The sequence below is a fragment of the Marinifilum flexuosum genome, from assembly GCF_003610555.1.
GTDB lineage: Bacteria > Bacteroidota > Bacteroidia > Bacteroidales > Marinifilaceae > Marinifilum > Marinifilum flexuosum.
This window is the reverse complement of record NZ_RAPQ01000011.1, coordinates 111,335-137,234: the sequence shown is the minus strand read 5'-3', so window position 1 is coordinate 137,234 and position 25,900 is coordinate 111,335. Positions and strand designations below refer to the sequence as shown.

General features: G+C 35.3%; 21 protein-coding genes. 8 read left to right on the top strand and 13 right to left on the bottom strand.

Features of this window, described 5'->3' with window-relative positions:
• Nucleotides 1-10: 10 nt before the first annotated feature.
• The 6 genes from BXY64_RS16780 to BXY64_RS16755 form a co-directional block, all read right to left on the bottom strand.
• Nucleotides 11-2,785 carry a TonB-dependent receptor gene (locus tag BXY64_RS16780; protein ID WP_120241144.1) on the bottom strand — a complete coding sequence of 925 codons (2,775 nt, stop codon included), beginning with the start codon at nt 2,783-2,785 and terminating at the stop codon, nt 11-13.
• A 530-nt stretch (nt 2,786-3,315) separates the two neighbouring features.
• Nucleotides 3,316-3,924 (bottom strand): LuxR C-terminal-related transcriptional regulator, encoded by a 609-nt coding sequence (locus BXY64_RS16775; RefSeq protein ID WP_120241143.1) that lies wholly within the window; start codon nt 3,922-3,924, stop codon nt 3,316-3,318.
• Complete coding sequence (locus BXY64_RS16770; RefSeq protein ID WP_170150691.1) at nt 3,914-4,627, bottom strand: hemerythrin domain-containing protein; 714 nt, start codon at nt 4,625-4,627, stop codon at nt 3,914-3,916. Before BXY64_RS16770 ends, BXY64_RS16775 begins: the two co-directional genes overlap by 11 nt.
• Nucleotides 4,628-4,851: 224 nt before the next feature.
• On the bottom strand, nt 4,852-7,077 hold the full coding sequence (locus tag BXY64_RS16765; protein ID WP_120241141.1) for an NADP-dependent isocitrate dehydrogenase: 2,226 nt from the start codon (nt 7,075-7,077) through the stop codon (nt 4,852-4,854).
• A gap of 240 nt (nt 7,078-7,317) precedes the next feature.
• Nucleotides 7,318-9,081, bottom strand: coding sequence for a DNA polymerase III subunit gamma/tau (locus tag BXY64_RS16760; protein WP_120241140.1), 1,764 nt, complete (start codon nt 9,079-9,081; stop codon nt 7,318-7,320).
• Nucleotides 9,082-9,307: 226 nt separating this feature from the next.
• On the bottom strand, nt 9,308-11,503 hold the full coding sequence (locus BXY64_RS16755; protein WP_120241139.1) for a RelA/SpoT family protein: 2,196 nt from the start codon (nt 11,501-11,503) through the stop codon (nt 9,308-9,310).
• A gap of 299 nt (nt 11,504-11,802) precedes the next feature.
• Between BXY64_RS16755 and BXY64_RS16750 the strand changes: the two genes are divergently transcribed.
• From BXY64_RS16750 to BXY64_RS16730, 5 genes are all read left to right on the top strand, one after another.
• On the top strand, nt 11,803-12,525 hold the full coding sequence (locus BXY64_RS16750; protein ID WP_120241138.1) for a uroporphyrinogen-III synthase: 723 nt from the start codon (nt 11,803-11,805) through the stop codon (nt 12,523-12,525).
• 11 nt (nt 12,526-12,536) lie between these two features.
• Nucleotides 12,537-13,829, top strand: a complete 1,293-nt coding sequence (gene hemL / locus BXY64_RS16745) for a glutamate-1-semialdehyde 2,1-aminomutase (protein WP_120241137.1) — start codon at nt 12,537-12,539, stop codon at nt 13,827-13,829.
• Between the two features lie 332 nt (nt 13,830-14,161).
• Nucleotides 14,162-15,103, top strand: coding sequence for a pyridoxal-phosphate dependent enzyme (locus BXY64_RS16740; protein WP_211334529.1), 942 nt, complete (start codon nt 14,162-14,164; stop codon nt 15,101-15,103).
• A 2-nt stretch (nt 15,104-15,105) separates the two neighbouring features.
• A complete protein-coding gene (locus tag BXY64_RS16735; RefSeq protein ID WP_120241136.1) occupies nt 15,106-15,618 on the top strand; it encodes a hypothetical protein in 513 nt (170 codons plus the stop codon).
• Nucleotides 15,619-15,744: 126 nt separating this feature from the next.
• Nucleotides 15,745-16,410, top strand: a complete 666-nt coding sequence (locus BXY64_RS16730; RefSeq protein WP_120241135.1) for a hypothetical protein — start codon at nt 15,745-15,747, stop codon at nt 16,408-16,410.
• Between the two features lie 57 nt (nt 16,411-16,467).
• Here the strand turns inward: BXY64_RS16730 and BXY64_RS16725 are convergent, their stop codons facing one another.
• Nucleotides 16,468-16,683, bottom strand: coding sequence for a hypothetical protein (locus tag BXY64_RS16725; protein ID WP_120241134.1), 216 nt, complete (start codon nt 16,681-16,683; stop codon nt 16,468-16,470).
• Nucleotides 16,684-16,858: 175 nt separating this feature from the next.
• Entirely contained in the window at nt 16,859-17,212 is a 354-nt protein-coding gene (locus tag BXY64_RS16720; RefSeq protein ID WP_147376022.1) for a hypothetical protein, read from the bottom strand.
• A gap of 486 nt (nt 17,213-17,698) precedes the next feature.
• On the opposite strand from BXY64_RS16720, the gene BXY64_RS16715 reads away from it, so the two are divergent.
• Together BXY64_RS16715 and BXY64_RS16710 are read left to right on the top strand one after the other, a co-directional pair.
• A complete protein-coding gene (locus tag BXY64_RS16715) occupies nt 17,699-18,529 on the top strand; it encodes a metallophosphoesterase family protein (protein WP_120241132.1) in 831 nt (276 codons plus the stop codon).
• A gap of 96 nt (nt 18,530-18,625) precedes the next feature.
• Nucleotides 18,626-19,870, top strand: coding sequence for a sensor histidine kinase (locus tag BXY64_RS16710; RefSeq protein ID WP_170150690.1), 1,245 nt, complete (start codon nt 18,626-18,628; stop codon nt 19,868-19,870).
• A gap of 58 nt (nt 19,871-19,928) precedes the next feature.
• Here BXY64_RS16710 and hemE read toward each other — a convergent pair whose 3' ends face one another.
• The 4 genes from hemE to hemA all read right to left on the bottom strand — a co-directional run bounded on the left by hemE (nt 19,929) and on the right by hemA (nt 24,318).
• Nucleotides 19,929-20,954, bottom strand: a complete 1,026-nt coding sequence (hemE, locus tag BXY64_RS16705) for a uroporphyrinogen decarboxylase (protein WP_120241130.1) — start codon at nt 20,952-20,954, stop codon at nt 19,929-19,931.
• 42 nt (nt 20,955-20,996) lie between these two features.
• Complete coding sequence (gene hemB, locus BXY64_RS16700) at nt 20,997-21,989, bottom strand: porphobilinogen synthase (protein WP_120241129.1); 993 nt, start codon at nt 21,987-21,989, stop codon at nt 20,997-20,999.
• Nucleotides 21,990-22,049: 60 nt separating this feature from the next.
• Nucleotides 22,050-22,976, bottom strand: a complete 927-nt coding sequence (gene hemC / locus BXY64_RS16695) for a hydroxymethylbilane synthase (RefSeq protein ID WP_120241128.1) — start codon at nt 22,974-22,976, stop codon at nt 22,050-22,052.
• Nucleotides 22,977-23,064: 88 nt separating this feature from the next.
• On the bottom strand, nt 23,065-24,318 hold the full coding sequence (hemA, locus tag BXY64_RS16690) for a glutamyl-tRNA reductase (RefSeq protein WP_120241127.1): 1,254 nt from the start codon (nt 24,316-24,318) through the stop codon (nt 23,065-23,067).
• A 787-nt stretch (nt 24,319-25,105) separates the two neighbouring features.
• Here hemA and BXY64_RS16685 point away from each other — a divergent pair.
• Entirely contained in the window at nt 25,106-25,402 is a 297-nt protein-coding gene (locus BXY64_RS16685; protein ID WP_120241126.1) for an antibiotic biosynthesis monooxygenase, read from the top strand.
• Here BXY64_RS16685 and BXY64_RS16680 read toward each other — a convergent pair.
• Nucleotides 25,394-25,894: a hypothetical protein gene (locus BXY64_RS16680; RefSeq protein WP_120241125.1), complete on the bottom strand. Its 501-nt coding sequence runs from the start codon at nt 25,892-25,894 to the stop codon at nt 25,394-25,396. The genes BXY64_RS16685 and BXY64_RS16680 overlap by 9 nt on opposite strands.
• Nucleotides 25,895-25,900: the final 6 nt, after the last annotated feature.

Here is a 25,900-nt window from a genome sequence, read left to right as displayed (position 1 = left end):
TTGTTTTTATTTAAAGATTAATATTAAGTTCCATTCCAAAGTATGGAGATACTTTTCGAGTTACTTTAGTACCATCACTACGGGTATAATTAGGATGATAATCCAAAATTCTATTTACATAGAAGGACAGTTCCATCTGATCACCTATGCTCTTTGATACAGTAAGATTCACATCAATCCCAATAGGAGTTCTGTACAAGTCAAAGGCATTGGGGCTTGGTTTATAATATAAGAATCGTAATAATGGATCTGTTGTATGAGATTCCTTGTATGCAAACTGATTACCAGCCATATCAAAGTAATAATCAGGCATACCATCATTAGGATTATATCTAAATTGATGATACCACATACATTGTATAGTGGTTGAAAACATCAAACCAAATTCTTCAATATGAGTATCCGCTCTAAAATTGGTATTAAACTGTTCATATTCCTTTCCTTTGTCCCAGTTGTAATATCCTATATACGGATAATCATTTCCATCGATTACTGTACTTGGATGTTTGTAAGTTGCATCACTTAAATCGTATTTGGCTCTCATCCATGCTCCATTAATAGATACCCTTGAATGTATGGCATCAATTTCTCCCAAGTCAATTTGATACTCAAGTCCTACTTTCTCTTCTCGTGCACCATTTGCTCTTTTACTATAGTAGATGAATTTTTTTCTTGATTCATAATCGAACTGTTCTACTAATGGTGGTTCACTTAATTCATCGGGATGAGGTCCTGATGATACATCGTATAATTTAAAATCCATTGTTTCGAAATATCCCAATCGCTTAAATCCATTCTTAAGCAATTCGTGATATGCTGTTACATAAGCTCGAGCTTTTCCCAACTTTAGATTAAATCCAAGTTCTATCTTCTCATTTCTATTGGGTTTCAACTGATAATTGACAGGATCAATCATTTTGGTTTTATAATGTACTTGCCTTAAATCTTTATTTTGAGAAAAATAATTTAACTGAACCATATCGAGATAAAGCATATCCGGGTATAGATGTGTTAGCCCTGGGAATTTTGTATGCATCCCATATCCACCAGTTAACTCAACATATCCACTTCTATTAAACAAATTGAACTTAGGAAAGCGCCATGCCATATTAACCCTGGGATCGAAATAAAATTTTCCCGAGAGTGCATAATCCGAAGCCATATTCATCGCCTGTGTTGCTCTTATACCTCCTTGAAAATTTAATCTGTGGTTGGCAATAGGAACGCTTAACTTGTCTTCCATATAAAATGAAAGACGTTGAATAGAAGGAATATCTTTTGAAGCCCTTGGTCTGCCATTTCCCGGATACATTGGACGGTTTACGTCATATACCTCTCCATCTCCAAAGTTTTTGTTGTATCTCCATTCTGCTCCTAAAAGAATGTTTTGCTTTACATTGAAAACATCCCATTGGAAATCCAATGAAATATCTGCAAATAAATAAAAAGGTTTACCATCAACTATCAGGTGTGATAAATAGGATGAAGGCAAATACTCACTGTAAAATTCTCCTTCTACTCTATTGGTCATAATGGGTGTGTTGTTTCCCAGCACCGACTTATCTATAATCTTTTGATTGTGTGTGTAACTTCCATTAATTCTAGCCTCAATTCCCTTAAAAAATGTAGTTTTATAGGACTTCCATGAAAGAGTGGTACCTGCACTCACTTTATTGTATTTACTCTTATACTTATCAGTTTCTGGTAGGTCTATCTCTGGGTCTTTCTTAGTTTCATCAAACGATCCGGTATAATCTGCGTTGGCATTAAAAGTTAATAGCCCATTTTCGGATTCTGATCTGCTTCCATAACGCACTGATCCAGTTATTCTACTGTAGTTTACTTTCGGATTTCTGGGATCGGATTTATAATCCAAATAATCAATATCCGCATTCAAGCTTTTGCTACCACCCAAATCCACACCTTTTCCTATCGAGAACAATTTAGACCCCGGATCTGCTTTAATTCTTGCAGTCAAGGGCTTTGCATTATAAGTACGTTTGATATTAACTAAACCACTGGTGAGGTCCCCATATTTTACAGAAGGAATTCCTCGAACAATCTCAACGGATTCAATATTATCTGTTGAGATCAATCTCATATCCACACCCTTACCTGTTGTATTTCGTCTGGATATCAAATATTCTGAGCTATATGATCCAGTTACATTTTGCAATTCTGCATCATTAGAAATTGCCTGCCCATCAATTACAAATGACGTTCCAAAGGACGAATTAAAATCATATGATCCATTACTAAAACTAGATGCACTTCCCGGTTCCCTCAATGAAATCAATTTCATTGTTGTCATTGAATTCTTTTGGCTTACACCACCTGGTAGTAATTCCAAAATATCTGCAAAGCTGGAAGGCTGCAGGTGCTTTAATGCCTCTTTCTTAATGGTAGAAGATGTTCCGTTCTCCCTCGATTCTTCCGCAATTACAATTACTTCTGATAAATCATGCGATTCTACACTCATATATAATACGAAAGGATTTCTTGGTTCAGTAATGGAAATGGTATCTTGTAATTTTTTGTAACCCAAGCACGAAACAATAATGGTGTATTCTCCATTTCGTACATTATCAATACTAAACTCTCCCTTTAAGTTGGTAGTCGACCATTTTTGCGATTCGTTGAGTACAACCGTTGCAAAAGCAATAGCTTTACCCGATTCTTTTGACAGAACCCTACCCTTTACACTTTGATGAGTTTGAGAAATAGCTTGCGATGGTATCATTGTAATACCAAACACAAACAATAATATAAGAGAACTTAGTTTCATGATAATCCAACAGTTTTGCCAGTTAGTTTGCCCATATCATATAGGCTTTGATTCTTATTAAGACTAACTCTTAATAAGCATGGCACAAAAGTAGGATGTAGTACAAGTTCTCACAATCATCATAAATAATGATATTATCTGAGCTTACTCATTATTAATTATGACTTATTAGTCGGATTTCTTGCTAAGAATAGTTTGAGGTAATTTTAAATAGAAATCTTTTAAACAAGCATTTCATGATTTTTAAAACTAACCTTTAAAAGACTTGATTTTTTTTGGTAATATTTGAAAACTTAGGATATTTCTCTTCACAGTCACATGATTTGATTTTCAATCCAATATATCATTCTATACTGATAGATCAAGTCCTCATTTGTCAATTGAATTTTCAACTAAATATTATGCTCATCTGCAAGTAATATTAACCTGATACAATTAGATACGAAAAAACCAGTTGAAATGAATCAACTGGTTAATGTAACTTTTACAAATTTAGTAACCGGACTAAATACAATTCGCCAATAACAAATTTACATGGCTTCTTCTGCTTTAATAATATGATGCATCAATGCATACACTGTTAATCCGGAAATGGTTTTAATGCCTAATTTACTGGTGATATTTTTACGATGCGTTATTACTGTGTTAATAGAAATAAAGAGTTGATCGGCAATCTCTTTGTTTGAAAAACCTAGGGCAACAGCTTTTAAAACATCTTTTTCCCGATCACTTAAGGTATGCGAATCTTCCTCTTGTTGTTCATTTGCTTTAGGAGCATAAAAGAACTGTTGTAATTTATCTACTACCTCTTTTCTGCTACACGAATTAGAAATAAAATGATCGCAAACACAATTCGAAAATTGCTGTTTGCCTATTAAAATGGTAGTGTTTAATCCAAATGAATTTTTCACATATTCAAGACAATCTGGTTTTCTTTGTTTTTGCAGAATGTCTTCACTTAGAATTAAATAATCCATATTCTCATCTTTTTGAAGAAAATATTCCAGCTCATCGAAAGTTCCCACCTCATGCAAGTCTGATTCTATACCAATTACATTTAAAAGTGTTTTAACTCCCAAGCGAACCAAATATTGTTCCGAAGCGATAACCGTATGTAATTTCCTCTCCTCAAACTCCATAATATTCCAATACCTTTTGTTCTAACATCTTTACTTTCGGAATTAATACTTTTTCTTCCATCCTTGTATGTTCCTCAATATCATACTCCAATTGAAATAACTCTGTTAAAAGATGTTCGCAATCATCTTCACAGCTTAAAGGTGGTAAAAAACGTATAATCAGGTTCTTCAAATCAGCCAACTTAATTTCAAGACTATCGTGGTTTCGCTCATAAACTTCTATAGGTTCATGTTTTATTTTATCAATAAGTTCCCTGCTACAGTTATTCGTGCTTAAAGTCTTTTCTAAATCAATTACATATGGGAAGATATGTTTTTCTTCCTCTTTAAAGTGATTCTCAATGTCAGTTTTGTACTCATTAAAAAAATGCTTTAACAAATTTATGTTTCTGCTATTTTCCTCTTGAGCTTCCCTTTCCATTTTATCAATAAAAAGTTCGATATGCGGCACTTTTGACTTCAAATAGTAAGTATGCGTATTGGTAAGGTAATCTACCATTACATCAACATCAAAATCGCCTAAGTGATTATCGGGAAAGTAATTTGAATTGTGATAAGAGTTCAGTATTTCCAAAAAAAAGGCAGCATTCACATTTTTGTTTGCACATATCTCTTCAACTGTTTTATTCCCAAATCCCAACTTAATACCAAATCGCGAGATAATGGGCAGCAACTGATAATTTTTCAAAATTATCTCTGCCATTTTACTATTCTTTGTAAAAGATACCATTTACATTCTGTTTGTTAATTTGATTTTGCGCAAATAGTATGACATTGTATAAATCAATATTTATTAAGTAAATCATACCTTATTGCAATACAAAAATACTTCATGCAAATCGCAGATAAAATCCCTATATGTTATGATTTTTAGCAAAAAAAGGCCTTCCAAATGGAAGGCCTTTCTATATGATTTATCTAATATGATTAGATAGCGTCTACAATTGAATTCAATGAAGTTGATGGACGCATTGCTTCGAAAGCCTTTTCATCGTTTGGCATGAAATAACCACCAATGTTCATTGCTGAACCTTGAGCATCATTCAATTCCTTAACGATTTTCTCTTCGTTAGCTTGCATTTCAGCAGCAACCTTAGCGAATTTCTCTTTCAATTCAGCATCTTTATCTTGAGCAGCTAATGCTTCAGCCCAATACATTGCCAAGTAGAAGTGAGAACCACGAGTATCCAATTCGTTTACCTTACGTGATGGTGATTTTCTTTCATCCAAGAATTTAGTTACACCAGCATCTAAAGTATCAGCAAATAGCTGAGCTTGCTCATTGTTGAAGTTGTTAGCAATGTGCTCGAAAGATACACCTAATGCTAAGAATTCACCAAGTGAATCCCAACGCAAGTGACCTTCTTTTTCGAACTGTTGTACGTGCTTAGGAGCTGATCCACCTGCACCAGTTTCGAATAAACCACCACCATTCATCAATGGAACGATAGATAACATCTTAGAAGAAGTACCTAGCTCAAGAATTGGGAACAAGTCAGTTAAGTAGTCACGCAATACGTTACCAGTTACTGAAATGGTATCTTCACCTCTGCGGATTCTTTCCAATGAGAATTCGATAGCTTCAACAGGAGCCAAAATACGGATATCTAATCCGGTAGTATCATGATCTTTCAAGTAAGAGTTTACTTTAGTGATCAACTGAGCATCGTGAGCACGGTTTTCATCCAACCAGAAAATTGCTGGAGAACCGGTTGCTTTAGCTCTGTTTACAGCCAATTTAACCCAATCCTGAATTGGAGCATCTTTCACCTGGCACATTCTGAAGATATCGCCAGTTTCAACAGCTTGTTCCATATAAACAGTTCCGTCGAAATCTACAACGCGAATTGTACCTTCACCTTGTGCGTAGAAAGTTTTATCATGTGATCCGTACTCTTCAGCTTTTTTAGCCATCAAACCAACGTTTGATACAGATCCCATAGTAGTTACATCGTAAGCTCCGTTCTTTCTACAATCATCAAAACAAACCTGGAACATTTTAGCGTAAGATCTATCTGGAATCAAAGCAACACAATCCTGAAGCTCTCCCGCTGGGTTCCACATTTTACCACCATCACGAACAACAACTGGCATCGATGCATCGATAATTACGTTATTTGGTACGTGTAGGTTGGTAATTCCATTATCTGAATCAACCATAGCCATATCCGGACGAGTTTTGTACACTTCCATGATATCAGCTTCGATTTCTGCTTTCTTGTCTGCTGGTAATTTTTCAATCTTAGCATAAAGGTCACCCAAACCATTGTTGAAGTTCACTCCTAATTCCTTGATTGTATCAGCGTGCTTGGCAATAGCTTCTTCGTAGAATACTTCCACTGCATGCTTAAACATTTCAGGATCAGAAATCTTCATCATAGTTGCTTTAAGGTGTAAAGACCAAAGTAGTCCTTCTTCTTTAGCAGCTTCAATTTCCTTTTTGTAGAAAGCACGTAATGCTTTCACATTCATTACTGAAGTATCAATAACTTCACCAGCTAACAATTCTTGCTTTTCTTTTAATACTGTCGCAGCACCTGCATTGTCAACAAACTCGATACGTACAATGGTGTCTTTCTCTAGAGTTACTGATTTTTCAGAACCATAGAAATCCTTTTCAGTCATGTGAGCCACGTGAGATTTAGAATCTGCCGACCATGCTCCCATTCTGTGTGGATTCTTTTGAGCGAACTTCTTAACAGAAGCAGCAGAACGACGATCTGAGTTACCTTCACGTAACACAGGGTTTACTGCACTACCCAATACTTTTGCGAATCGTGCTTGAAGTTCTTTCTCTTCAGCAGTATTTGCTTCCTCAGGATAGTTAGGAATGTTATATCCTTTTTCCTGTAATTCTGCAATTGCAGCTTGCAACTGTGGAATTGAAGCACTAATGTTAGGCAACTTAATAATGTTAGCCTCTGGAGTTAATGATAGTTTTCCTAACTCAGCCAAATAATCAGGAATTCTCTGATCTTCGGTCAAATTCTCAGGAAAATTAGCAATAATTCTACCTGCTAAAGAAATGTCTTTAGTTTCAATTTCAATGCCTGAAGTTTTAGTAAAGGCTTTGATAATAGGCAACAGTGAATATGTTGCCAAGGCTGGAGCTTCATCAATCTTGGTATAGATTATCTTTGCTGTCTGTGCCATGTTGGTTGTTGTTTTGTGTGTTTTAATTAAAATAGTCTGTTTAACTCTTTTTCGTAAGAATTAAGCACAATTCAAACTCTTGGTAAACATAGATATTTTTTTTAATTCCCAATTTAAAAGAGCTTATTTTTTAACGATTTTTTTCTTTAATTATAAGTAACTATAAATAAGGCCCGTGAACAAAATCAAGGGCCTTATTTAGACTAAATGTCATATGCTTTATAACCTATTTATGCTTTTCTACTCAAAATCGAGGGAGAATTTCTGTTTCAACATTGCCAAAGCGGGATTTTTCTTGCACAAATAATTGAATCTGTCGGTATCTGTAAACACCCTTTTTGTTTTTGTTGTTGCAGACTTTACTGTCTCCACCGATATCGATTGGTTATTATAAATTCTTCTAAAATAATTTTGTAATTCTGACAATACACTATTGATATCATCTTCCTGAAGTGGGTTGCTCACCTTTAATACAATCTTATTATCGGTAAGCTCAGGCTGGTTTACAGTTAGTGCCAACCTTACACGTTCACTCTTGTTTTTGATTCTTGCAAACTCCTTTAGCTGCATAAAAACACCAGCGTTGTTATACTCAGTGTTCAAATAAGTCCCGGATGTATCAGATACTTCTGCTTTGTTTTCTTTGAGTTTACTTACAGCTTGTGGTCTTTGAATACCAGACTTCAGTGCTTGCTTAATCGATACCGTAGAAGTATATGTATTTCTGGCTACTCCTGTATCAACACTTGTCTTGTATTCGGCTTTGGCAGGATTGCCATTGTTCTGTATAGTGGTTGATACCTTGCCTACACTTTTCTGTACATTTTGAGCAGGAGCAAGAGTTCTCCCATCAATCGCAATCCTCAATAATTTCTTGGAATTCTTTTTTAAACTAGCTCCTTTTTTTTTTGATTCAATTATCTGGGACAATTGAATTAAACTTAGCTCGATTAATAAACGTGGATTCTGACTGGATTTGTAACTGACATCGCATTGGTTTAGTATGGCGAGAGCCTCATACAAGAAATCTACCGGGCATTTCTTTGCCTGATCGACATATTTCTGTTTCACACTCTCACTCACTTCCAGTAATTGTATGGTAGCTGCATCTTTTCCTACTAATACATCACGAATGTGAACACTTAAGCCTCCAATAAAATGATGACCATCGAAACCTTTCTCAAAAATCTCATTAAGCATTACCAATACGTCAGTAACCTTTCCTTCCAATGCAGCATCTACAATGCGGAAGTAATAATCGTAATCCAGTACATTTAAATTCTGAATTACATTTTCGAATGTGATTTCCTTACCTGAAAAACTTACAATCTGATCAAAAATAGAAAGAGCGTCACGCATTGCTCCATCAGCTTTCTGACCAATTACATTTAAAGCTTCTTCATCGATATTTACAGATTCTTTCTCGGCAATATTCTTAAGATGCTTCACCGCATCTTCCACTTTAATGCGATTAAAATCGAAAATCTGACAACGAGACAAGATTGTTGGTAAAATCTTATGCTTTTCGGTGGTTGCCAATACAAAAATTGCATGAGCCGGAGGTTCTTCCAATGTTTTCAGAAAGGCATTAAATGCCGATGCAGATAACATGTGCACCTCATCAATAATATATATGCTATAACTTCCGATTTGAGGTGGTATTCTTACCTGATCAATTAGGGTACGAATATCATCAACCGAGTTATTCGAAGCAGCATCCAATTCGTGAATGTTATAAGAACGACTTTCATTAAACGCCTTACAAGATTCACACTCATTACAAGCTTCAAAATCAGAAGAAATATTTGAACAATTTATGGTTTTAGCAAAAATACGTGCACAAGATGTTTTACCTACACCTCGAGGACCACAAAACAGATAGGCATGAGCCAAGTGATTGTTCTTGATCGCATTCTTTAAGGTAACGGTAATAGACTCCTGCCCTACAACTGTTGAGAAAGTTGAAGGACGATATTTTCGAGCTGAAACAATAAAATTCTCCATATATATAATAAGACCTCAAAGGTCAATTTTCTTTTTTCGAACTTCAAATATACAGAATCAATAGCAATAAAACATCACTAACTAATGAAGTTTTTTTAGCTTTTTTTTGTGCATTTTTGTTATCCTCGACAACACAATAAATTAGACTTTACCCACAATAAAAAAGACTTCTAAAATTTAGAAGTCTTTATAGATTTTTTTCTTTAATTATAATATTATTCTCTACTTATGCTACCGTATCGTAACGTGAAACACGATGTACACCTTTAATTCTACGAAGTTTCACCATAAGGGTATTCAAATGCTCAATATTGGAAACTACAACAGTAAGGTTTCCTTCGAAACTTCCTGCATTGGTTTCAACAGAAATGGATCTCATCTGCACGCGCAAATCTTTTGTAATTACCTCTGAAATATTGGTAACCATTCCCAATTCATCATCACCTGTAATGTGAAGTACTGCCTGGTATGATGCCGCTCCTTTTTCTGTCCAATTGGCTTTCACCACACGATATGGATATCTGCTCATCATCTCTTTGGCATTGGAACATCCCACCCTGTGAATACGAATTCCTTTACCAATGGTAATAAAGCCAAATATATCATCTCCAAAAATTGGATTACAACATTTTGAAAGGGTATAATCTACATTGGCAATATTTTGATCTACAATTAATACATCTTCACCTGTTGTTTGAGTCGTTCTTGATTTATAGTCAGGCATCTCTTCAGGCGCCTTTTCCTCCACAACTTCTTCCCTGGTTAATATCTCCTTAATTTCTGACAAGTCATGTAACTCTGTAGCAATACCATAATACAAATCGACAGCAAGTTTGTACTTGTATTCTGTCATCAATTTACGGATGTTCTCATCGCAGAAGTCAATCTTCCAGTTTTTCATTCTACGCTTCAAGGTTTCCTTGCCCATATCGGCCTCCTTGAGCATTTCCTCTTTCATCGACTGGCGAATTTTGTTCTTTGCCTTTGTGGTAACAACAAAATTTAACCAATCAGACTTTGGTTTTTGTGTATTGGAAGTTGTAATAGCAACCTGATCTCCATTTTTTAGCTCTTGACGAATGGAAACATTTTTTTGATTTACTGTTCCCCCAATACATTTTCCACCCAAATCAGAATGAATTGAATAAGCAAAATCCAATAAAGTTGCGCCTAAAGGCAATTGCTTCAAATCCCCTTTCGGCGTAAATACATATATCTCTTTGTTGTATAAATCAGCTTTAAATTTGTCAATCAAGTCAATTGAATCACTTTCCTGACTCTCCAATACTTCGCGAATATCCTGCAACCAATTGTCTAATCCACCTTCGCCTTTACCACCTTTGTATTTCCAGTGAGCAGCGAAACCTTGCTCGGCAATTTTATTCATTCGTTTAGAACGAATTTGAACTTCAACCCATCTATTATTTTGCCCCAAAACAGTGGTATGCAATGATTCATAACCATTCGATTTTGGAATAGTAATCCAATCGCGCAAACGCTCAGGATTTGGCCTATATAAATCACTAACTGCAGAATAAACCTTCCAACATTCCGATTTTTCTTTCTTAGGTGAAGCTTTTAGAATGATACGAATGGCAAAAATATCATATACCTCTTCGAACTCAACCTGCTTCTTTTTCATCTTATTTAAGATGGAAGCAATGGTTTTTGTTCTGGCCTTCATTTTATATTTTACACCTAACTGATCCAGCTCTTTTTTTATCGGATCCACAAAATCGTGAATAAACTTTTCTCGTTCTTCTTCCGAATCCTTTAGTTTTTGAACAATTTCGAAATAAATATCAGGCTGAAGATAACGCAAAGCCAAATCTTCCATATCCGACTTCACATTGTACATACCTAAACGGTGAGCCAATGGAATGTAAAGGAACTCTATCTCTTTTGCCAGGGAAGTTTGTTCTTCCTTTGATTTGTGCTCCATATTTCGCAAATGGAACAAACGATCCGCTAAAATGATTAGAACCACTCGAACATCATCGGCGAAACTAAGTAACAGTTTTCTAAAATTCTCGGTATGTTGGGTCAGGTTTTGATTATAGATATTTGTCACCTTAACCAATCCAGTGATAATATGGGTTACCTTTTCTCCAAATAGCTCTTTAATCTCATCAATATCAACTTGTTCTTTTTGAACAAGGTCATATAGCAAGGCACAGATAACAGAAGTACGTCCAAGTCCAAGTTCCTCCACTACAATTTGAGCCACAGATAATGATCGGTATATGGCCGGATCGCCATTACTTCTTCTCTCACCTTCGTGATCTTGTAAACTTAAATCAAATGCTTTTCTTACCAGCTTGATATCTGCCCTGGTAACTATGTTTTTACAGGTCTTAAGTAAGCGTTTGTATCTTAATAATATTTGCCTTCTTTCTTCTTCTTCCCTATTTAATTCTGTCATAATTGTCTCACTTAATCAAGAGATTTACTCATATCGGCACGTAACGTAAAATGTTTTTAAGTCCTGCTTCTATATTTTATGAAATATTTATTTCCATTGCTTTTTAAAGCTCAATAAAAGTATAAAAGCTATTAAAAACAGACAAGAAGATTAATACTTTTTAACGTATTTAAATGCATAAAGAATTTACGAAAAAATAATGATATGGCAGGTCTCAACTCATTATCAATTCATTGCTAATTTCTTGCCAATTGAGTATAAAAAACTGCTCGGATTTCTTAAATTTGTTAGCTCAGCATATGAATAAACAGCGAATGGACACAGGTAAATTAAAGCACATACTCTTTACTCGAAAACTTACCGATAATCATTATGAGTTCGGAAAAAAAATCGGATTATCATTAGAAGATTATCCTTTCATTGACATTGAGTTAAGAGATTTGCCTGAGGAAACGATAGAAAATCTTAAAACAAATGAGAATGCTTCCTGGATATTTACCAGCAAGAATTCCGTTAAGAGTTTACTAGAATCATTTCCCGATATTTCGAATTATTCGAACCGAAAATGTTTCGCTGTTGGTGAAAAAACTGCCGAAGAACTCCGAAAGCAGAATTTTGAGGTAATCGTTCCCGAAAATCACAATGCCCTTTCTTTGGTCGACAAACTAGAGAAAGAATCTTCGGGAATTCCGTACTTCTATTTCTCTGGAAACATGCGTAGGAAAACAATCACCAACTTTTTTAATGAAAATGAAATCAAGTATCAGGAAATTGAATGCTATATTACCCATTTAATTCAGCCAGACTTGAAAATCGATCAGTTTGATGCCGTTTGTTTCTGTAGCCCAAGTGCGGTGGTTAGCTTCTTCTCAAAATATCAAATCAGAGAAGACATTCCATGCATTGCCATTGGGAATACCACTGCGGTTAAACTGTTAGATTACACCGAAAACGTGGCCATGTCAGAAAAGACAAACATTTATTCGATGCTTGAAATTTGTAATGAATATTTAAATTCTTAAAACCATACACTATGTATCAATACAAAAGAAGTTCCGAACTATTCGATGAAGCGAACAAATACATTCCTGGAGGTGTAAATTCTCCAGTTAGAGCTTTTAAATCGGTTGGAGGAACTCCTGTTTTTATCGAAAAAGCAAAAGGTAGCATTTTAACAGATGCCGATGGCAATGAGTATATCGATTATATCTCATCATGGGGACCCATGATCTTAGGTCATGCCTACCCAAAGGTGATTGATGCAATTAAAGCAAAAGTTGAAGATTCAACCTCATTTGGTGCCCCAACTGAATTGGAAATCCATATCGCCAAGTTAATTGTTGAAATGGTTCCTAATATCGATAAGATAAGAATGGTAAACTCGGGAACTGAAGCATGTATGAGTGCCATTCGTGTTGCCAGAGGTTATACAGGTCGTAACAAGTTCATTAAATTTGAAGGATGCTATCATGGTCATGCCGATTCATTCCTAATTAAAGCAGGTAGTGGTGCCAGTACTTTTGGTGTACCAAACTCTCCAGGTGTAACTCCGGGAACTGCTAACGATACCCTAACGGCAAAGTACAACGATATCGATAATGTAAGACAGTTGGTTGCTGAAAACAAAGATGAAATTGCCGCAATTATTATCGAGCCAATTGCGGGTAACATGGGATGTGTTCTTCCAAAAAAAGGATTTTTAGAAGATTTGCGTGAGCTTTGTGATCAGGAAGGAATTTTGTTGATCTTTGATGAAGTAATGAATGGTTTCCGTTTGGCAAAAGGTGGTGCTCAGGAATATCTGGGTATTAAAGCTGATTTGGTTACTTTCGGTAAAGTAATTGGTGGCGGTATGCCTGTAGGGGCTTATGCCGGTCCTGATGAAATCATGAAAGTTGTTTCTCCTCTTGGACCTGTATATCAAGCAGGAACCTTATCAGGAAATCCAATTGCCATGATTGCTGGTTACACACTACTTAAAGAATTGAACGAGAATCCTAAGTACTTTACTGAACTGGAAGATAAAACTGAATACCTGCACAAAGGTTTGGATAAAGTATTTGCAGAATCGGCATTCGATTACAAGATTAACCGCTGTGGATCGATGATTAGCGTATTCTTTACCGATGTTGATGTGGTAGATTTCGATACGGCAGCAACAGCTAATAATGAGAAATTCCCTCAGTTCTTCCATGAAATGTTGAAAAGAGGCATTTACCTTCCTCCTTCATCATTCGAGAGTTATTTCTTATCAAATTCTCTTACTTACGAAATGTTAGATAAAACAATTCAGGCAGCTAAAGAATCTTTAGAGGCTATGAAATAAAATATTTTGAGGGTCTTAAAAGAAACTTATATTAAAATGAGCAATAATTAATTTTAAAGATCCTCCCCTTTTAGGGGAGATGGCGACAGCCAGAAGGGTGTATTGAATTGTATTTTTCTTCTTTCACCCTTTTCCCTGTCGGGATTTTCCCTAAAGAGGGAAAATTTCAACTTGAAAATGCTGTTTAAGATTCATCTAAATCTAATTGATTTCATATTTTTATTAAATCTCACTTCAAGTGAGGCTCTCAATAAATTCTACTCTTTATTTGGTACATCTGATTAAACTCGGAACCCGAAAAAGAATCTTAACTAACCAAATACCTCAGCAAAATGATGATCACCAAACAGAATCTACTCGAAACTCACAAGAGAATAAAAGATTACATACACCAAACCCCTATCCTAAGCTCACAACTATTAAACGAAATAGTAGGAGCTGAACTGTTCTTTAAGTGTGAAAACTTTCAGAAAATGGGAGCATTTAAAATGCGTGGTGCCAGCAATGCCATTCTCCAATTATCGAAAACCGAGAAAGAGTTTGGTGTAGCAACTCACTCGTCGGGAAATTTTGCTCAAGCTTTGGCACTGGCTGCAAAACTACAGGGCATTAAGGCTTACATTGTAATGCCATCGAGCGCACCGGAAATTAAAAAAGCTGCAGTAAAAGGTTATGGTGGTGAAGTTATTGAATGTGAGCCAAACTTAAAGGCTCGCGAAAGCACACTTAATGATGTAGTCAACAAAACCGGAGCCGTATTTCTTCATCCATATAACGATTACAACGTAATTCAAGGACAAGGAACCGCAGCTATGGAATTAATTGAAGAACATGCCGATTTAAATTGCATTTTTACTCCTGTTGGCGGAGGTGGTTTATTGGCTGGAACAGCTTTGGCCGCTCATCATTTTTCGCCAAACACAAAGGTGATTGCCGGAGAACCAATGGGTGCCGATGATGCCTGGCAATCCTTCCAAAAAGGTGAAATTGTTCCTCAAACCAATCCGAACACAATTGCTGATGGTTTGTTAACATCACTTGGCGACAAGAACTTCCCTATTATCAAGGAACATGTAGAAGACATTATCAGAGTTGAGGAAGATGAAATTATTGCGGCTATGCGATTGATTTGGGAGCGAATGAAGATTGTTGCAGAACCATCAAGCGCCGTCGCTCTTGCTGCACTAATAAAAGAGAAAGAAAAGTACCAAAACCAGAAGATCGGCATCATCATTTCGGGTGGAAATGTTCAACTGGACAAATTGCCATTTTAAGAATGAATATGGATTTACAGAAACTCTTAGATCCTTTTCCCATAAAAAAGGAAGCCGAATTGGTGGCACAAAGCATTGCTAAAGATCCCAAACATGTAAATCAATTGTGGGAATGGTGCATCAGCAATGAAAAACATTCCTGGCGTGCCACCTGGTTAATGGATAAAGTTTATGATGTTGATCCCAACTTGGTTCGCCCCTATATTCCAAAAATGATTGCTTTGATACCAACACTGGAAAATGAAAGCAAGCAGAGACAATATCTAAAGTTGATTAGTTGCGAACCACTTCCTAAGGATATCTCAGGAGAATTTATCAACCGCTGTTTCGATTTGCTGATAACGGCCACAACCGCTATTGCGGTTAAGGTTCATGCCATGCAGATTCTATACAACTTCTCTATTATTGAACCTGATATCAAAAACGAACTTGCTCTTATTTTGGAAGAACAAATGGAACATGGAACTGCAGGATTTTGTGCCAGGGCAAAAAAACTATTAAAAGCATTAAGATAAAACTTCTCCTAATTTACTCCTCCATTATTTCAGATTAACTTAAAAAATATCCCCCTTTATATTTCACTTATCAATAAAAACATTTAACTTGCAATTTCATCTTTAGAACCAATACGCTATAGGCAAATGAAGTTAAATGATAAAGATTTCATTACTGAAGAAGAAAAGGAAATCCTCAGAAAAGAAGCAATAGATAAGGAGTTTACAAGATTAACAAAACATCTTAGAAGCAAGAGTAGAATCATTACCTTTTATCGAATTGCTCTTGCTACCATAATTATTGGTGGTTCGATATGGTATTACAATAATCGACTTCAGCATGAAAAACCACAGCAGTCATTATTGAATAAGAAGCATACCATCCAGACTGACACAATGGTTCCGCTAGAAACAAAGGATATACAAGTTGCTAAGCCACCTATATATTTCACGGTATTCTTTCTGAACGAAAGCAAGCATGCTTTGGCACAATTTGAATCTAATGAAAAAGCTTCGAAGTTTTGTGAAATCATGGGTAAAATAGATTTGCCAGCAACTATAATTGTTAATGAATCTATTAAAAGATCAAAAGACAATCTTCAAACACAAATTTACCCTTACAAATACACTGTTCAGTTAGGAGCTTATAATTACGATTTTCTGAAAGAATTCAAAGATCATTTTATTTGGTTGAGCTATCAACAACAAGATGAATATCACAAATACAGAATTGGACCTTTCTATGGATATTCAAAGAGTAAACAGTTTACCGGAGCAATTAATTTACAAGACAATTACATACTAGCCTTTTAATTTTAAAGCATGCAAAACACCTCTATTCCCAAAGGAAGATTAAAAATTTATTTTTATCTAACCCCATATCTCTTTTAAGCAATTCCCACAAGTATGTGAAAAGCCTCCATGTGTACTTCCATTAAAGTCACCAAACTTAGTAAATGACAATTCGTTTTCAATTATATCAGTAAATGCAGGCTCATTAGGAAGTTTTACATCCTCAATTGATTCAAAATGGCAATCCTCCTTAAAATAGAGCTGCATGGATACATCAACAAGCTGAAAAACCATAAAATATAACTTTCAAACATCATATTTCTCGCATGAATATCTTCATGGGCAAGCATTTCAGTATTCATAAGGGCATTGTTTGTATCCATAAAACTCACTTAATTGACCAAACTTATTGTACAGAACTTTAGCATCTTCAATCAGTATACAGGAACTCTATATTTAAACACTCGAACTAATCGTTTTCATGGGAACAACTATCCGATCCTGAAATTTCATATGATATGGCAGTTCCAGAATATGCAACTGTTATACTACCATTTGTAGTAGAACCATTAGCTGAAATTGAAAAATCAGTTTCAGCAGGTATAAGGACATCAATTTCCCAAGGCAAATTCGGATTACTCACAACAGTTTCTTCTCCAGCTACTATATATGTAAGCTGTGTTATCTCGCCATCGCCAGTACTAGTGGCAGTAAAAGTTATATCTATTTCTACGGTAGGTCGGTCCCCCGCACTTAATTCACAAGTTTTTGCAACAGGATCATCACTGTCACAGCCTACAAACGCAGGTATACACAATACCATAATAGCTAATAAAATAAGATTCCTTTTCATTACTTATTGTTTTTAATTGCTTTTAAATATAAATTTATACCATTATACAAAGTTGACCAAATTAAACAGGAGATATATAATTGTATATTTTTACTTTTCTAAAGCATCCAACAGTCTAAAATCAATATATTTAAGACAGCTAATGATTATTTCAATAAATTTGAATGATCGGATATTTTCTTTGTATCATACAAGTATTTTAACCAAGAAATAATATTCGATTTGTTCGATGTTTAAATTGTAACGATCAATTAATTTCGATGTTTTTTTTCATCAATAATGCGGTTTCATCAAACAACCCCTTTTCATGATTTGGTTGTGGGATAATGCCGTGTGGTATGGAAAACATTCGTTACAGTGTGCATGCATCTGCCTAATGTATGGAAAAGCTCACTCCGTGTGTGTATTGACTTCAAGATCAAAATACAATACCTTTAAATTGTAAAGCCAAAAATCATGAAGTTTATTTTTACATCTGATCTACATGGAAATACTTCACTTTATCGAGAACTTAAAATGTTAATTGATAACAGTGGGGATATCGACTACCTGTTTCTTGGTGGGGATCTGTTTGCGCATACGCAAGAACTAGAGGATCAGATCAATTTTATTGACTCATACCTTAAAGATTTTCTGAAAGAGATATGCATTAAAACCCTTTTCATTCCCGGCAATATCGATTGGCCGGGAGCCATTCACCTTATCAATAAACTGCCCAATGAATATGGCATTCGCGAGATTCAGCCCAATGGAATGCCTGTAGAAAATAACATGATACTTGCTGGATATCCTTTTGTTCCGCCTGGCCCATTACATAGAAAGGATTTCGAATTAAGAGATATGAAAACCGATAAACATACTCCTATTACCAACTCATACATTACCGATAAAACAGGAGATAAAACTTATATACAACCAGAGTATTTTAATAAAAAGCCGAGTATTGAGGAAGACCTGCAGCACATTCATCCACAATGCAAGATTTTGATTACTCATACCCCTCCACTGTGTGAATACCTGGACTTGTGCTATGCAAACAAGCATATTGGCAGCAGGGCAATTCGAAACAAGATACTGGAACTAAAGCCTAACTTAAGCCTACACGGTCATGTGCACGAATCTCCATATCTTACAGGAAAGTGGTATGAAAAAATAGGTAATACGATTTGTATTAATGTTGGATCGGATCAGAAACAACTACATGCTGTTATTGGCAAAATCAATAAAGAAGGTAACATTCTAGCTCTAACACATAGCGTTTACGGTAATTCACCAATAGATATTTGATCAATACAAATTAGAAATCAGGCAAATATTTCATTAAATCATACTATCACTAAACAAATTATTTCCTTAAATTTATTGGGCACGAAAAAAAGAATGATGAAAATACCAGAACAAATGCCACAATGGATGTTGGACAAATGGCAAGGAATTGCCGATTTGCTGGCAGAAACTCTCTCAATACCGGCTGCTTTAATCATGAGGGCAGCAAATCAAGAAATGGAAGTGTTTATTACCAGTAACTCCGAGAACAATCCATATCAGGTTGGCGATAAAGAAGATTGGCATGGATTGTATTGCGAAACGGTAATCAAATCGAAAGAAAAATTATTAGTAGCAAATGCATTAACAGATAAAGATTGGGATCGAAATCCAGACATTGAATTGGGAATGGTTGCCTACCTTGGTTATCCAATATTCTATCCTAATAAATCACCTTTTGGCACAATTTGCATTCTGGACAATAAGGAGAATCATTTTTCTGTGCTTCATGAAAAAATTCTTTTACAGTTTAAGCAAGTAATTGAATTAGATTTGGCCTTGGTTACTTCATTTGAGTTTCAATCCTCAGAAATGATTCAGACCATTAAAGAACAACAGGATAAACTAAAAAAACAAAACAAGGCACTACAAATAGCCAAAGAAAAAGCAGAAGAAGGCAGTCGCTTAAAATCAGCCTTTCTGCAGAATATCTCTCATGAAATAAGAACTCCCTTAAATGCAGTTGTTGGGTTTTCAGAGCTATTAACTATGCCCGATTTAACTGATGAGAAAAGAGATTATTTTGCTTCGATTATTCAAAAAAATTCGGATCAATTGCTATCTATTATATCTGATATACTAACTATTTCGGCCATTGAAACAGATCAGCAAAAGGTAAATATAGAAGATACTTGTCTGGATTCTTTATTACAAGATCTTGAAGACATTTACCGCCAAAAATATGATGGAAAAGGAATTGAATTGATCAAGAAAATTCCTGAAAGCCTTAGGGGACGTAAAATCAAAACAGATAAAACAAAGGTGAACCAAATTATCACAAACTTGCTAAACAATGCATTCAAGTTCACTGATAATGGTTCTATCGAATTTGGAGTTGAACTCAAAAATGATGTTTGCGAATTTTTTGTGAAAGATAGTGGCATTGGCATACCTGAAAATATGCAGGATGAAATCTTTAATCGATTTACGCAAACCAACGAAACAATAAGTGATTTGTATGGAGGAGTTGGTCTAGGGCTTTCTATTTCTAAAGCTTTTGTCGAGTTGCTAGGTGGTGAAATTTGGTTAAAATCAGAAGTTGGCAGAGGAACTAATTTCTATTTTACCCTGCCAAACCAATAGAAGATAAAAAAGAAAGGTGGGATATAAATCCCACCTCTATTCAATTTATTTTATCTGGTTATCTGCCCCAGTCAGATTCTTTTACTTTCTTCACAAGATATTCCACATTCTCAACAGGAATTGATGGCAATAAACCATGGCCTAGATTGAAAATCCATTTGTGATCTTTTCTACCATAGTTCAAATAGTATTCAAATTCACGATCGATTGCTTCTGGTGTTGACTCCAGGATTCTCGGATCGAAGTTCCCTTGTAGAATCATCTCCTCACCTACAATACTTCTCACTTCGTGCAATGGCATTTGCCAATCAACGCTAACACAATCACACAAGTCGTGGTTTACCATATTGATACCTGTTCCTAATCCTTTAGGCAAGTATATGGTTTTAACTCCGGCTTCACGAACTGCACCCAAAATAGCTTTCACCGATGGCAAGAATACTTCCTTATACAATTCAACAGGAATTAAACCTGCGTGAGTTTCGAACAACTGAAATGCCTGAACACCATGCTCAACCTGCTTTAGTGCATAATGAATACTCATTTCGGTGATTTTGGCCACCACTTTCTTCATCAATTCCTTATCGCGATAAATCGCAGGAACAAAATCCGGGAAATTTTGATTTCTACTAAATCCCTGATACATGTAACAAAGCGTAGTTAAAGGACCTCCACAAAAACCAATCAATGGAATATCCTTAGGCTTAATCTCAAGAATTCTATCGATAGCAGCATAAATATGATCCAATTTCTCAGGCTTTTCGGTTAAGAATGACAAAGGATCCGCAACATCTTTTAAAGCGGTTGCAAAACTCGGGCCTTTCCCTTCAAAACTTAACTCCATTCCCAAAGCTTCAGGAATCACAAGAATGTCAGAGAATAGAATTGCAGCATCAACTCCCAAATCGTGAATTGGCAACATGGTAACATCAGCAGCCAAATTCGGAGTTTCCATCATCTCTTTAAAACCATAGGTTTCTCTAAGTTTCATGTAAGATGGCAATACTCTACCCGCTTGACGCATAAACCACATCGGTGGTCTTTCTCTTTTAACTCCGTTAATTGTATCTAAAAATAGGCTCATGTGAAATTAGTCGTTAGTGATTCGTAACTAGCTTGTGGTAACTTATGCTTTCCCGTTTAAAATGTCTGCTACATCCTGAGCGTGGTAAGTAATAATAATATCAGCTCCAGCTCTTTTAATTGACATCATGATTTCCATCATTACACGTTTTCCATCAATCCAATCGTTAGCTTCTGCTGCTTTTACCATCGAAAACTCTCCACTTACGTTATAAGCTGCAACTGGCACATTAAATTCATGCTTTGTGCGATAAATCACGTCCAAATAACTTAAGGCTGGTTTTACCATTACTATATCAGCTCCCTCAGCAATGTCCATTTCCACTTCACGTATTGCTTCATCACTATTTCTAGGATCCATTTGGTAAGTTGAACGATCGCCAAATTGTGGAGCACTTTCAGCAGCGTCTCTAAACGGACCATAGAAACCAGAAGCATATTTAGCTGAATAAGCCATGATAGGAATTTTCTCGAAACAATTCTCATCCAAAGCTTTTCTCATGTATCCTATACGACCATCCATCATATCACTTGGTGCTACCATATCAACACCTGCCTCGGCCAATGATACAGCTTGTGCAGCAAGAGTAACCAAAGTTTGATCGTTATCTACATCACCATCTACAATGGTTCCACAGTGACCATGTGTTGTATATTCACAATTACAGATATCAGCAATAATATACATTTCAGGATACTTTGCCTTGATTGCTCGAGTAGCCTGCTGTACAATTCCATGATCGTGGGTTGCAACCGTTCCATCAGCATCTTTCGTTTCCGGAATACCGAACAACAACACAGATTTAACACCTGATTCCAATAATTCACCACACTTTTCAACCAATAAATCAACTGACAACTGGTCGTTACCTGGCATACTTTTTATCGGATTCTTAACCTTCTCTCCCGGACAAACAAAAAGTGGCATGATTAAATCATCAGCAGAAAGTGACGTTTCTGCAACCATATCACGAACAACTTTGCTGTAACGCAATCTTCTCATTCGTGTATCAGGAAAAAGTGGACGTAAACTCATAGTGTGTGTATTTTGTAATTTTTATTTATTGAAATTATTTTCTGTTTAACTGTAAGACTCCTAAAGATAAAAATTTATTCCTTTTGCCTTACAAGTATCTTTCATTTGTTGCGCCAATTTTGTCGACTTCTCAACAGAATCTTCTACTGCAACTTCTATTTGCTCAACAATGAACTGATTGGTCTTTAAATCGCCAACAATCGCAATCATTGTCAAATGATCATCACTCACCACAGCATGTGCTGCCAATGGAAATTTGCAACCTCCTTCAATTTCTGCCATAAAAGCACGTTCCGCTAAAATTGCATGCTTGGTAGGTTCATGATTTACCTTTTCTACAATGGCAATGCTTTCCTCATCATTATCTCTACATTCAATGGCAATTGCACCTTGACCGATCATTGGTATACACTGATCAACATCAAGGGCTTGATTTTGCTTATACTCTTTTCCCATTCGGTTCATACCAGCTGCAGCAAGAATAATAGCGTCATACTCTCCATCCATCATTTTTTGCATCCTGGTATCAATATTCCCTCTGATTTCTTTAAAATTGATATCAGGTCTTAAATCAGCCAACTGAACTCTTCTTCGAGGACTTCCCGTTCCCAAAACAAAACCTTCCGGCATTTGATCAATTGTACTTCCGTCGCGACTTAAGAATACATCGCGCACATCTTCACGTTCAGGAAAGGCAACCAATTTTAATCCCTCAGGGTGAAAGCTTGGTACATCCTTTAAACTATGAACGGCAATATCAGCCTCACCCTCCAGAAGCGCATGTTCCAATTCTTTTACAAACAAGCCTGTGCTTCCAAATTCTGTTAATGATCGGTTCAAAACTCTATCACCTTGCGTGCTAAACTTGATTACCTCAAATTCAACATTAGGATTGGCTTTCTGCAACAATTCAACAGTTTGCATTGTTTGAGTATAAGCAAGCAAACTTGGGCGAGTTGCAACTCTTATTTTCTTCTTAGCTGACATTTAGGATAGTATTTCGTTGTTATTTTAGGAAATAAAAAAGCCATATAAAACTTGTTTATACAGCTTTTTATCGAAAGCTCAAATGGCTTTACGAATCCATATCTTTAAAAATCATATTTAGTGTTTCCATTGGACTCGATTGCTTTTTATGATGATCTTTCAAGTGATTGATACATGCTCTGGCAATCTTGTTCACAATGTTATTGGTAATATGCTCTACCTTTTTCAACTCATCTTCCGACAGTTTATTTTTGTGGTAATCGAGCTCCTTTCTTTGTACACTTTGAAGGTTCTCTTTCAAAGCCACAATTACCGGAGAAAGGTATTTCACCTCTAACCAACCATAAAACTCTCCTATTGAAGCTTGAATGATTTTCTCTGCTTCAGGAATACAAGCTTTACGATGATCCATGGCTGCTGAAATATGCTTTGATAATTCATCAACAGTAATCACCAGTACATTTTCCAAATCATCAATAGCAGTCTCAACATTACGTGGTACCGAAAGATCCAAAACCAATTTGCATGATTCTACACCTTTAAAATGATCAAGCGTTAAAGTTGGTTTTGCTGCTCCAGTTGCAACAATAATTACTTCTGCCTTTTCAACTTCCTGATTTAATTTTTCGATTGACTGAAATTGAATATCGTACTTATTTGCCAAAGATTCGGCTTTTTCTATCGTTCTGTTTACAAGCGTAAGCGAACGATTATTCATATGTTTTAATAAATTGCCACAAGTATCTTTTCCAATGTCACCAGTTCCATAAAGAAGGAAATTACAAGTTTCAAGCGTTGAAACTTTATCCTTGATATATTGAACTGCGGCATGAGATACAGAAGCTGCACCTTTGCTAATATCCGTATCGTTCTTTATCTTTTTGCTTGCCTGAAATACAAACGAAAACAATCGATTCATAAATGAATTAACCATTCCCATTTGTTCTGACTGCTGATAGGCATTTTTAACCTGTCCAACAATCTGAAAGTCGCCAATAATTTGCGAGTCTAAACCCGCGGTTACTTTATATAAATGACGAATACATTCATTTCCATGTAGAGTGTATCCGTTATAATTTAAATCATTTCTATTTCCTTTGCAGTATTTTAAAAACAGATCTGTGATGATTTCGACCTCTGAAGAATGTGCATAAATCTCGGTACGATTACAAGTAGATATGATTACCATACCTTCAATTTGATGCTCTTTTGCCTCCTTCAATAAGTTTTCCTGATCTTCTGAAGATAAAGAAAACATCCCCCTAACATCCAGAGCCGTTTTTCTATAGCTAATTCCTAGAACAAATAATTTTTGTAGATTTTCTCGAATTTGTAATGACATAAAAACGGAATTTGTTTACTCATTTGTTACATATCCTTAAATCTAGATGCAACAAACCGATTCAAATATAAAGGTAATTATTCAAAAAACCTCCTAATTTCAGTAAGTACATAAATAGATATTGACCACTTTAATTATTATGAAAAATCCAAAAACCCTAAAAGGATTTTAATATCTTTAATACCAAAATAATTCAAGTTTCTTTCATAATCTTACTATTCCCAATATATTTAATCATTCAAAATAAATTTAATTAAAAGCAACGATATTTTTAGATCATTTTAAATGAATAAAGCGTTTCAAAATACATATAAATGGAATTATTTATAAGCTCCACCTCTGTTTTATACCTACATTATTAATGAAGTTACTGAGGAAATTATAAAAAATCCAATTAAATACAGTGGCAAACCATTATCAAATTAGAAGAATTATTTTTTAAGGAGAATGATTTTCTAAGCATCGTTATTCGATTTTTGGAGAAATGATTAAAGCTTACTGTCCACTACATCCAATACGAAAAGATATCTATAAAATTGCTGGTAAAATGTATGGTTTTGCACGCCAGAATTTTATCGAAGGTTAAGAAAATTATTAATTGTGATAAACTTAAGCTGTTGCGTTATTCATTTAAATACCAAGACTCTATCGACAGTTTAAAAGTTTAATTAAATTTTACCTTCGAACTAAAAAAAGATAAGATCGTCCTATTTTTTATGACTATAATCAATTTATTACTAGGCACTTTATTATTTTAACTAATTTTGAGACAAACAGTCATGAAGTAATGGTATATCTGCTACTAAAACAACCAACAAAAAACATTAACTCTTGGAGAGAGTCCTTTGACCGATTTTTGGAATATCGAAAAATTGGAGGAGAATTGTCTTGCAAGATCTATCAAACTCCACGTAAGAAAAATGAATTAATTGTTCTATCGGAATGGAGAAGCATGGATGATGTAACAGAATTCCTTGAATCTCAATCATTCGAAATGATTAAAGAACTTGAAGTGAACGAACCTCTTACCATTAAGTTACTAAACAAACAAGGTATTTCTAAATATATCAAACAATTACATTAAATCTTCCACTTTTACAATCCTTTCTGAATTGATTGCCAATATTAGTTTTTCAACAAGCTCCATAATCAAATCTGGAAACTCATCGTCATATAACTTTTCATCCAACTCATGTAAAGCATCCATTAATTTGAATCGATTCAAATCAGCTTGATTCAAGTTTTTAAGGTATTCCAGAACTTGTAATTCATTTAATGCCATCTCGTCGGTATATTTTAAAGGCAATATTTCGATATCTTCATTGGGAAATATTTTCTCACTCTCCTCTATAATAGAATTAATAAAGGTATTTAAAACATCTATTGTATCTGTAAGATTAACTTGATAAGAAGACAATTCTTCCAAATCGTTTAACGCCTCGATAGTTATTGAGTTCATTAAAAGTAAATACTCCTCAAGCTTCTCAAGAATTTCAGAACTTACACCTGGTTGTATTTTATAGAATTCTATAATTTCTTGTAAAACTTGATTTCTTTTTTCGCTTATCGTTTCCAAAATATA

Coding starts and splice junctions, on each gene's coding strand:
- BXY64_RS16740 (WP_211334529.1), top strand. CDS start 14,162: ATGATGATCACCAAACAGAATCTACTCGAAACTCACAAGAGAATAAAA.
- BXY64_RS16720 (WP_147376022.1), bottom strand. CDS start 17,212: ATGGTATTGTGTATACCTGCGTTTGTAGGCTGTGACAGTGATGATCCT.
- BXY64_RS16780 (WP_120241144.1), bottom strand. CDS start 2,785: ATGAAACTAAGTTCTCTTATATTATTGTTTGTGTTTGGTATTACAATG.
- BXY64_RS16770 (WP_170150691.1), bottom strand. CDS start 4,627: ATGGCAGAGATAATTTTGAAAAATTATCAGTTGCTGCCCATTATCTCG.
- BXY64_RS16750 (WP_120241138.1), top strand. CDS start 11,803: ATGAATAAACAGCGAATGGACACAGGTAAATTAAAGCACATACTCTTT.
- BXY64_RS16685 (WP_120241126.1), top strand. CDS start 25,106: ATGGTATATCTGCTACTAAAACAACCAACAAAAAACATTAACTCTTGG.
- BXY64_RS16765 (WP_120241141.1), bottom strand. CDS start 7,077: ATGGCACAGACAGCAAAGATAATCTATACCAAGATTGATGAAGCTCCA.
- BXY64_RS16755 (WP_120241139.1), bottom strand. CDS start 11,503: ATGACAGAATTAAATAGGGAAGAAGAAGAAAGAAGGCAAATATTATTA.
- hemL (WP_120241137.1), top strand. CDS start 12,537: ATGTATCAATACAAAAGAAGTTCCGAACTATTCGATGAAGCGAACAAA.
- BXY64_RS16730 (WP_120241135.1), top strand. CDS start 15,745: ATGAAGTTAAATGATAAAGATTTCATTACTGAAGAAGAAAAGGAAATC.
- hemB (WP_120241129.1), bottom strand. CDS start 21,989: ATGAGTTTACGTCCACTTTTTCCTGATACACGAATGAGAAGATTGCGT.
- BXY64_RS16775 (WP_120241143.1), bottom strand. CDS start 3,924: ATGGAGTTTGAGGAGAGGAAATTACATACGGTTATCGCTTCGGAACAA.
- BXY64_RS16760 (WP_120241140.1), bottom strand. CDS start 9,081: ATGGAGAATTTTATTGTTTCAGCTCGAAAATATCGTCCTTCAACTTTC.
- BXY64_RS16715 (WP_120241132.1), top strand. CDS start 17,699: ATGAAGTTTATTTTTACATCTGATCTACATGGAAATACTTCACTTTAT.
- hemE (WP_120241130.1), bottom strand. CDS start 20,954: ATGAGCCTATTTTTAGATACAATTAACGGAGTTAAAAGAGAAAGACCA.
- BXY64_RS16725 (WP_120241134.1), bottom strand. CDS start 16,683: ATGGTTTTTCAGCTTGTTGATGTATCCATGCAGCTCTATTTTAAGGAG.
- BXY64_RS16735 (WP_120241136.1), top strand. CDS start 15,106: ATGAATATGGATTTACAGAAACTCTTAGATCCTTTTCCCATAAAAAAG.
- BXY64_RS16710 (WP_170150690.1), top strand. CDS start 18,626: ATGAAAATACCAGAACAAATGCCACAATGGATGTTGGACAAATGGCAA.
- hemC (WP_120241128.1), bottom strand. CDS start 22,976: ATGTCAGCTAAGAAGAAAATAAGAGTTGCAACTCGCCCAAGTTTGCTT.
- hemA (WP_120241127.1), bottom strand. CDS start 24,318: ATGTCATTACAAATTCGAGAAAATCTACAAAAATTATTTGTTCTAGGA.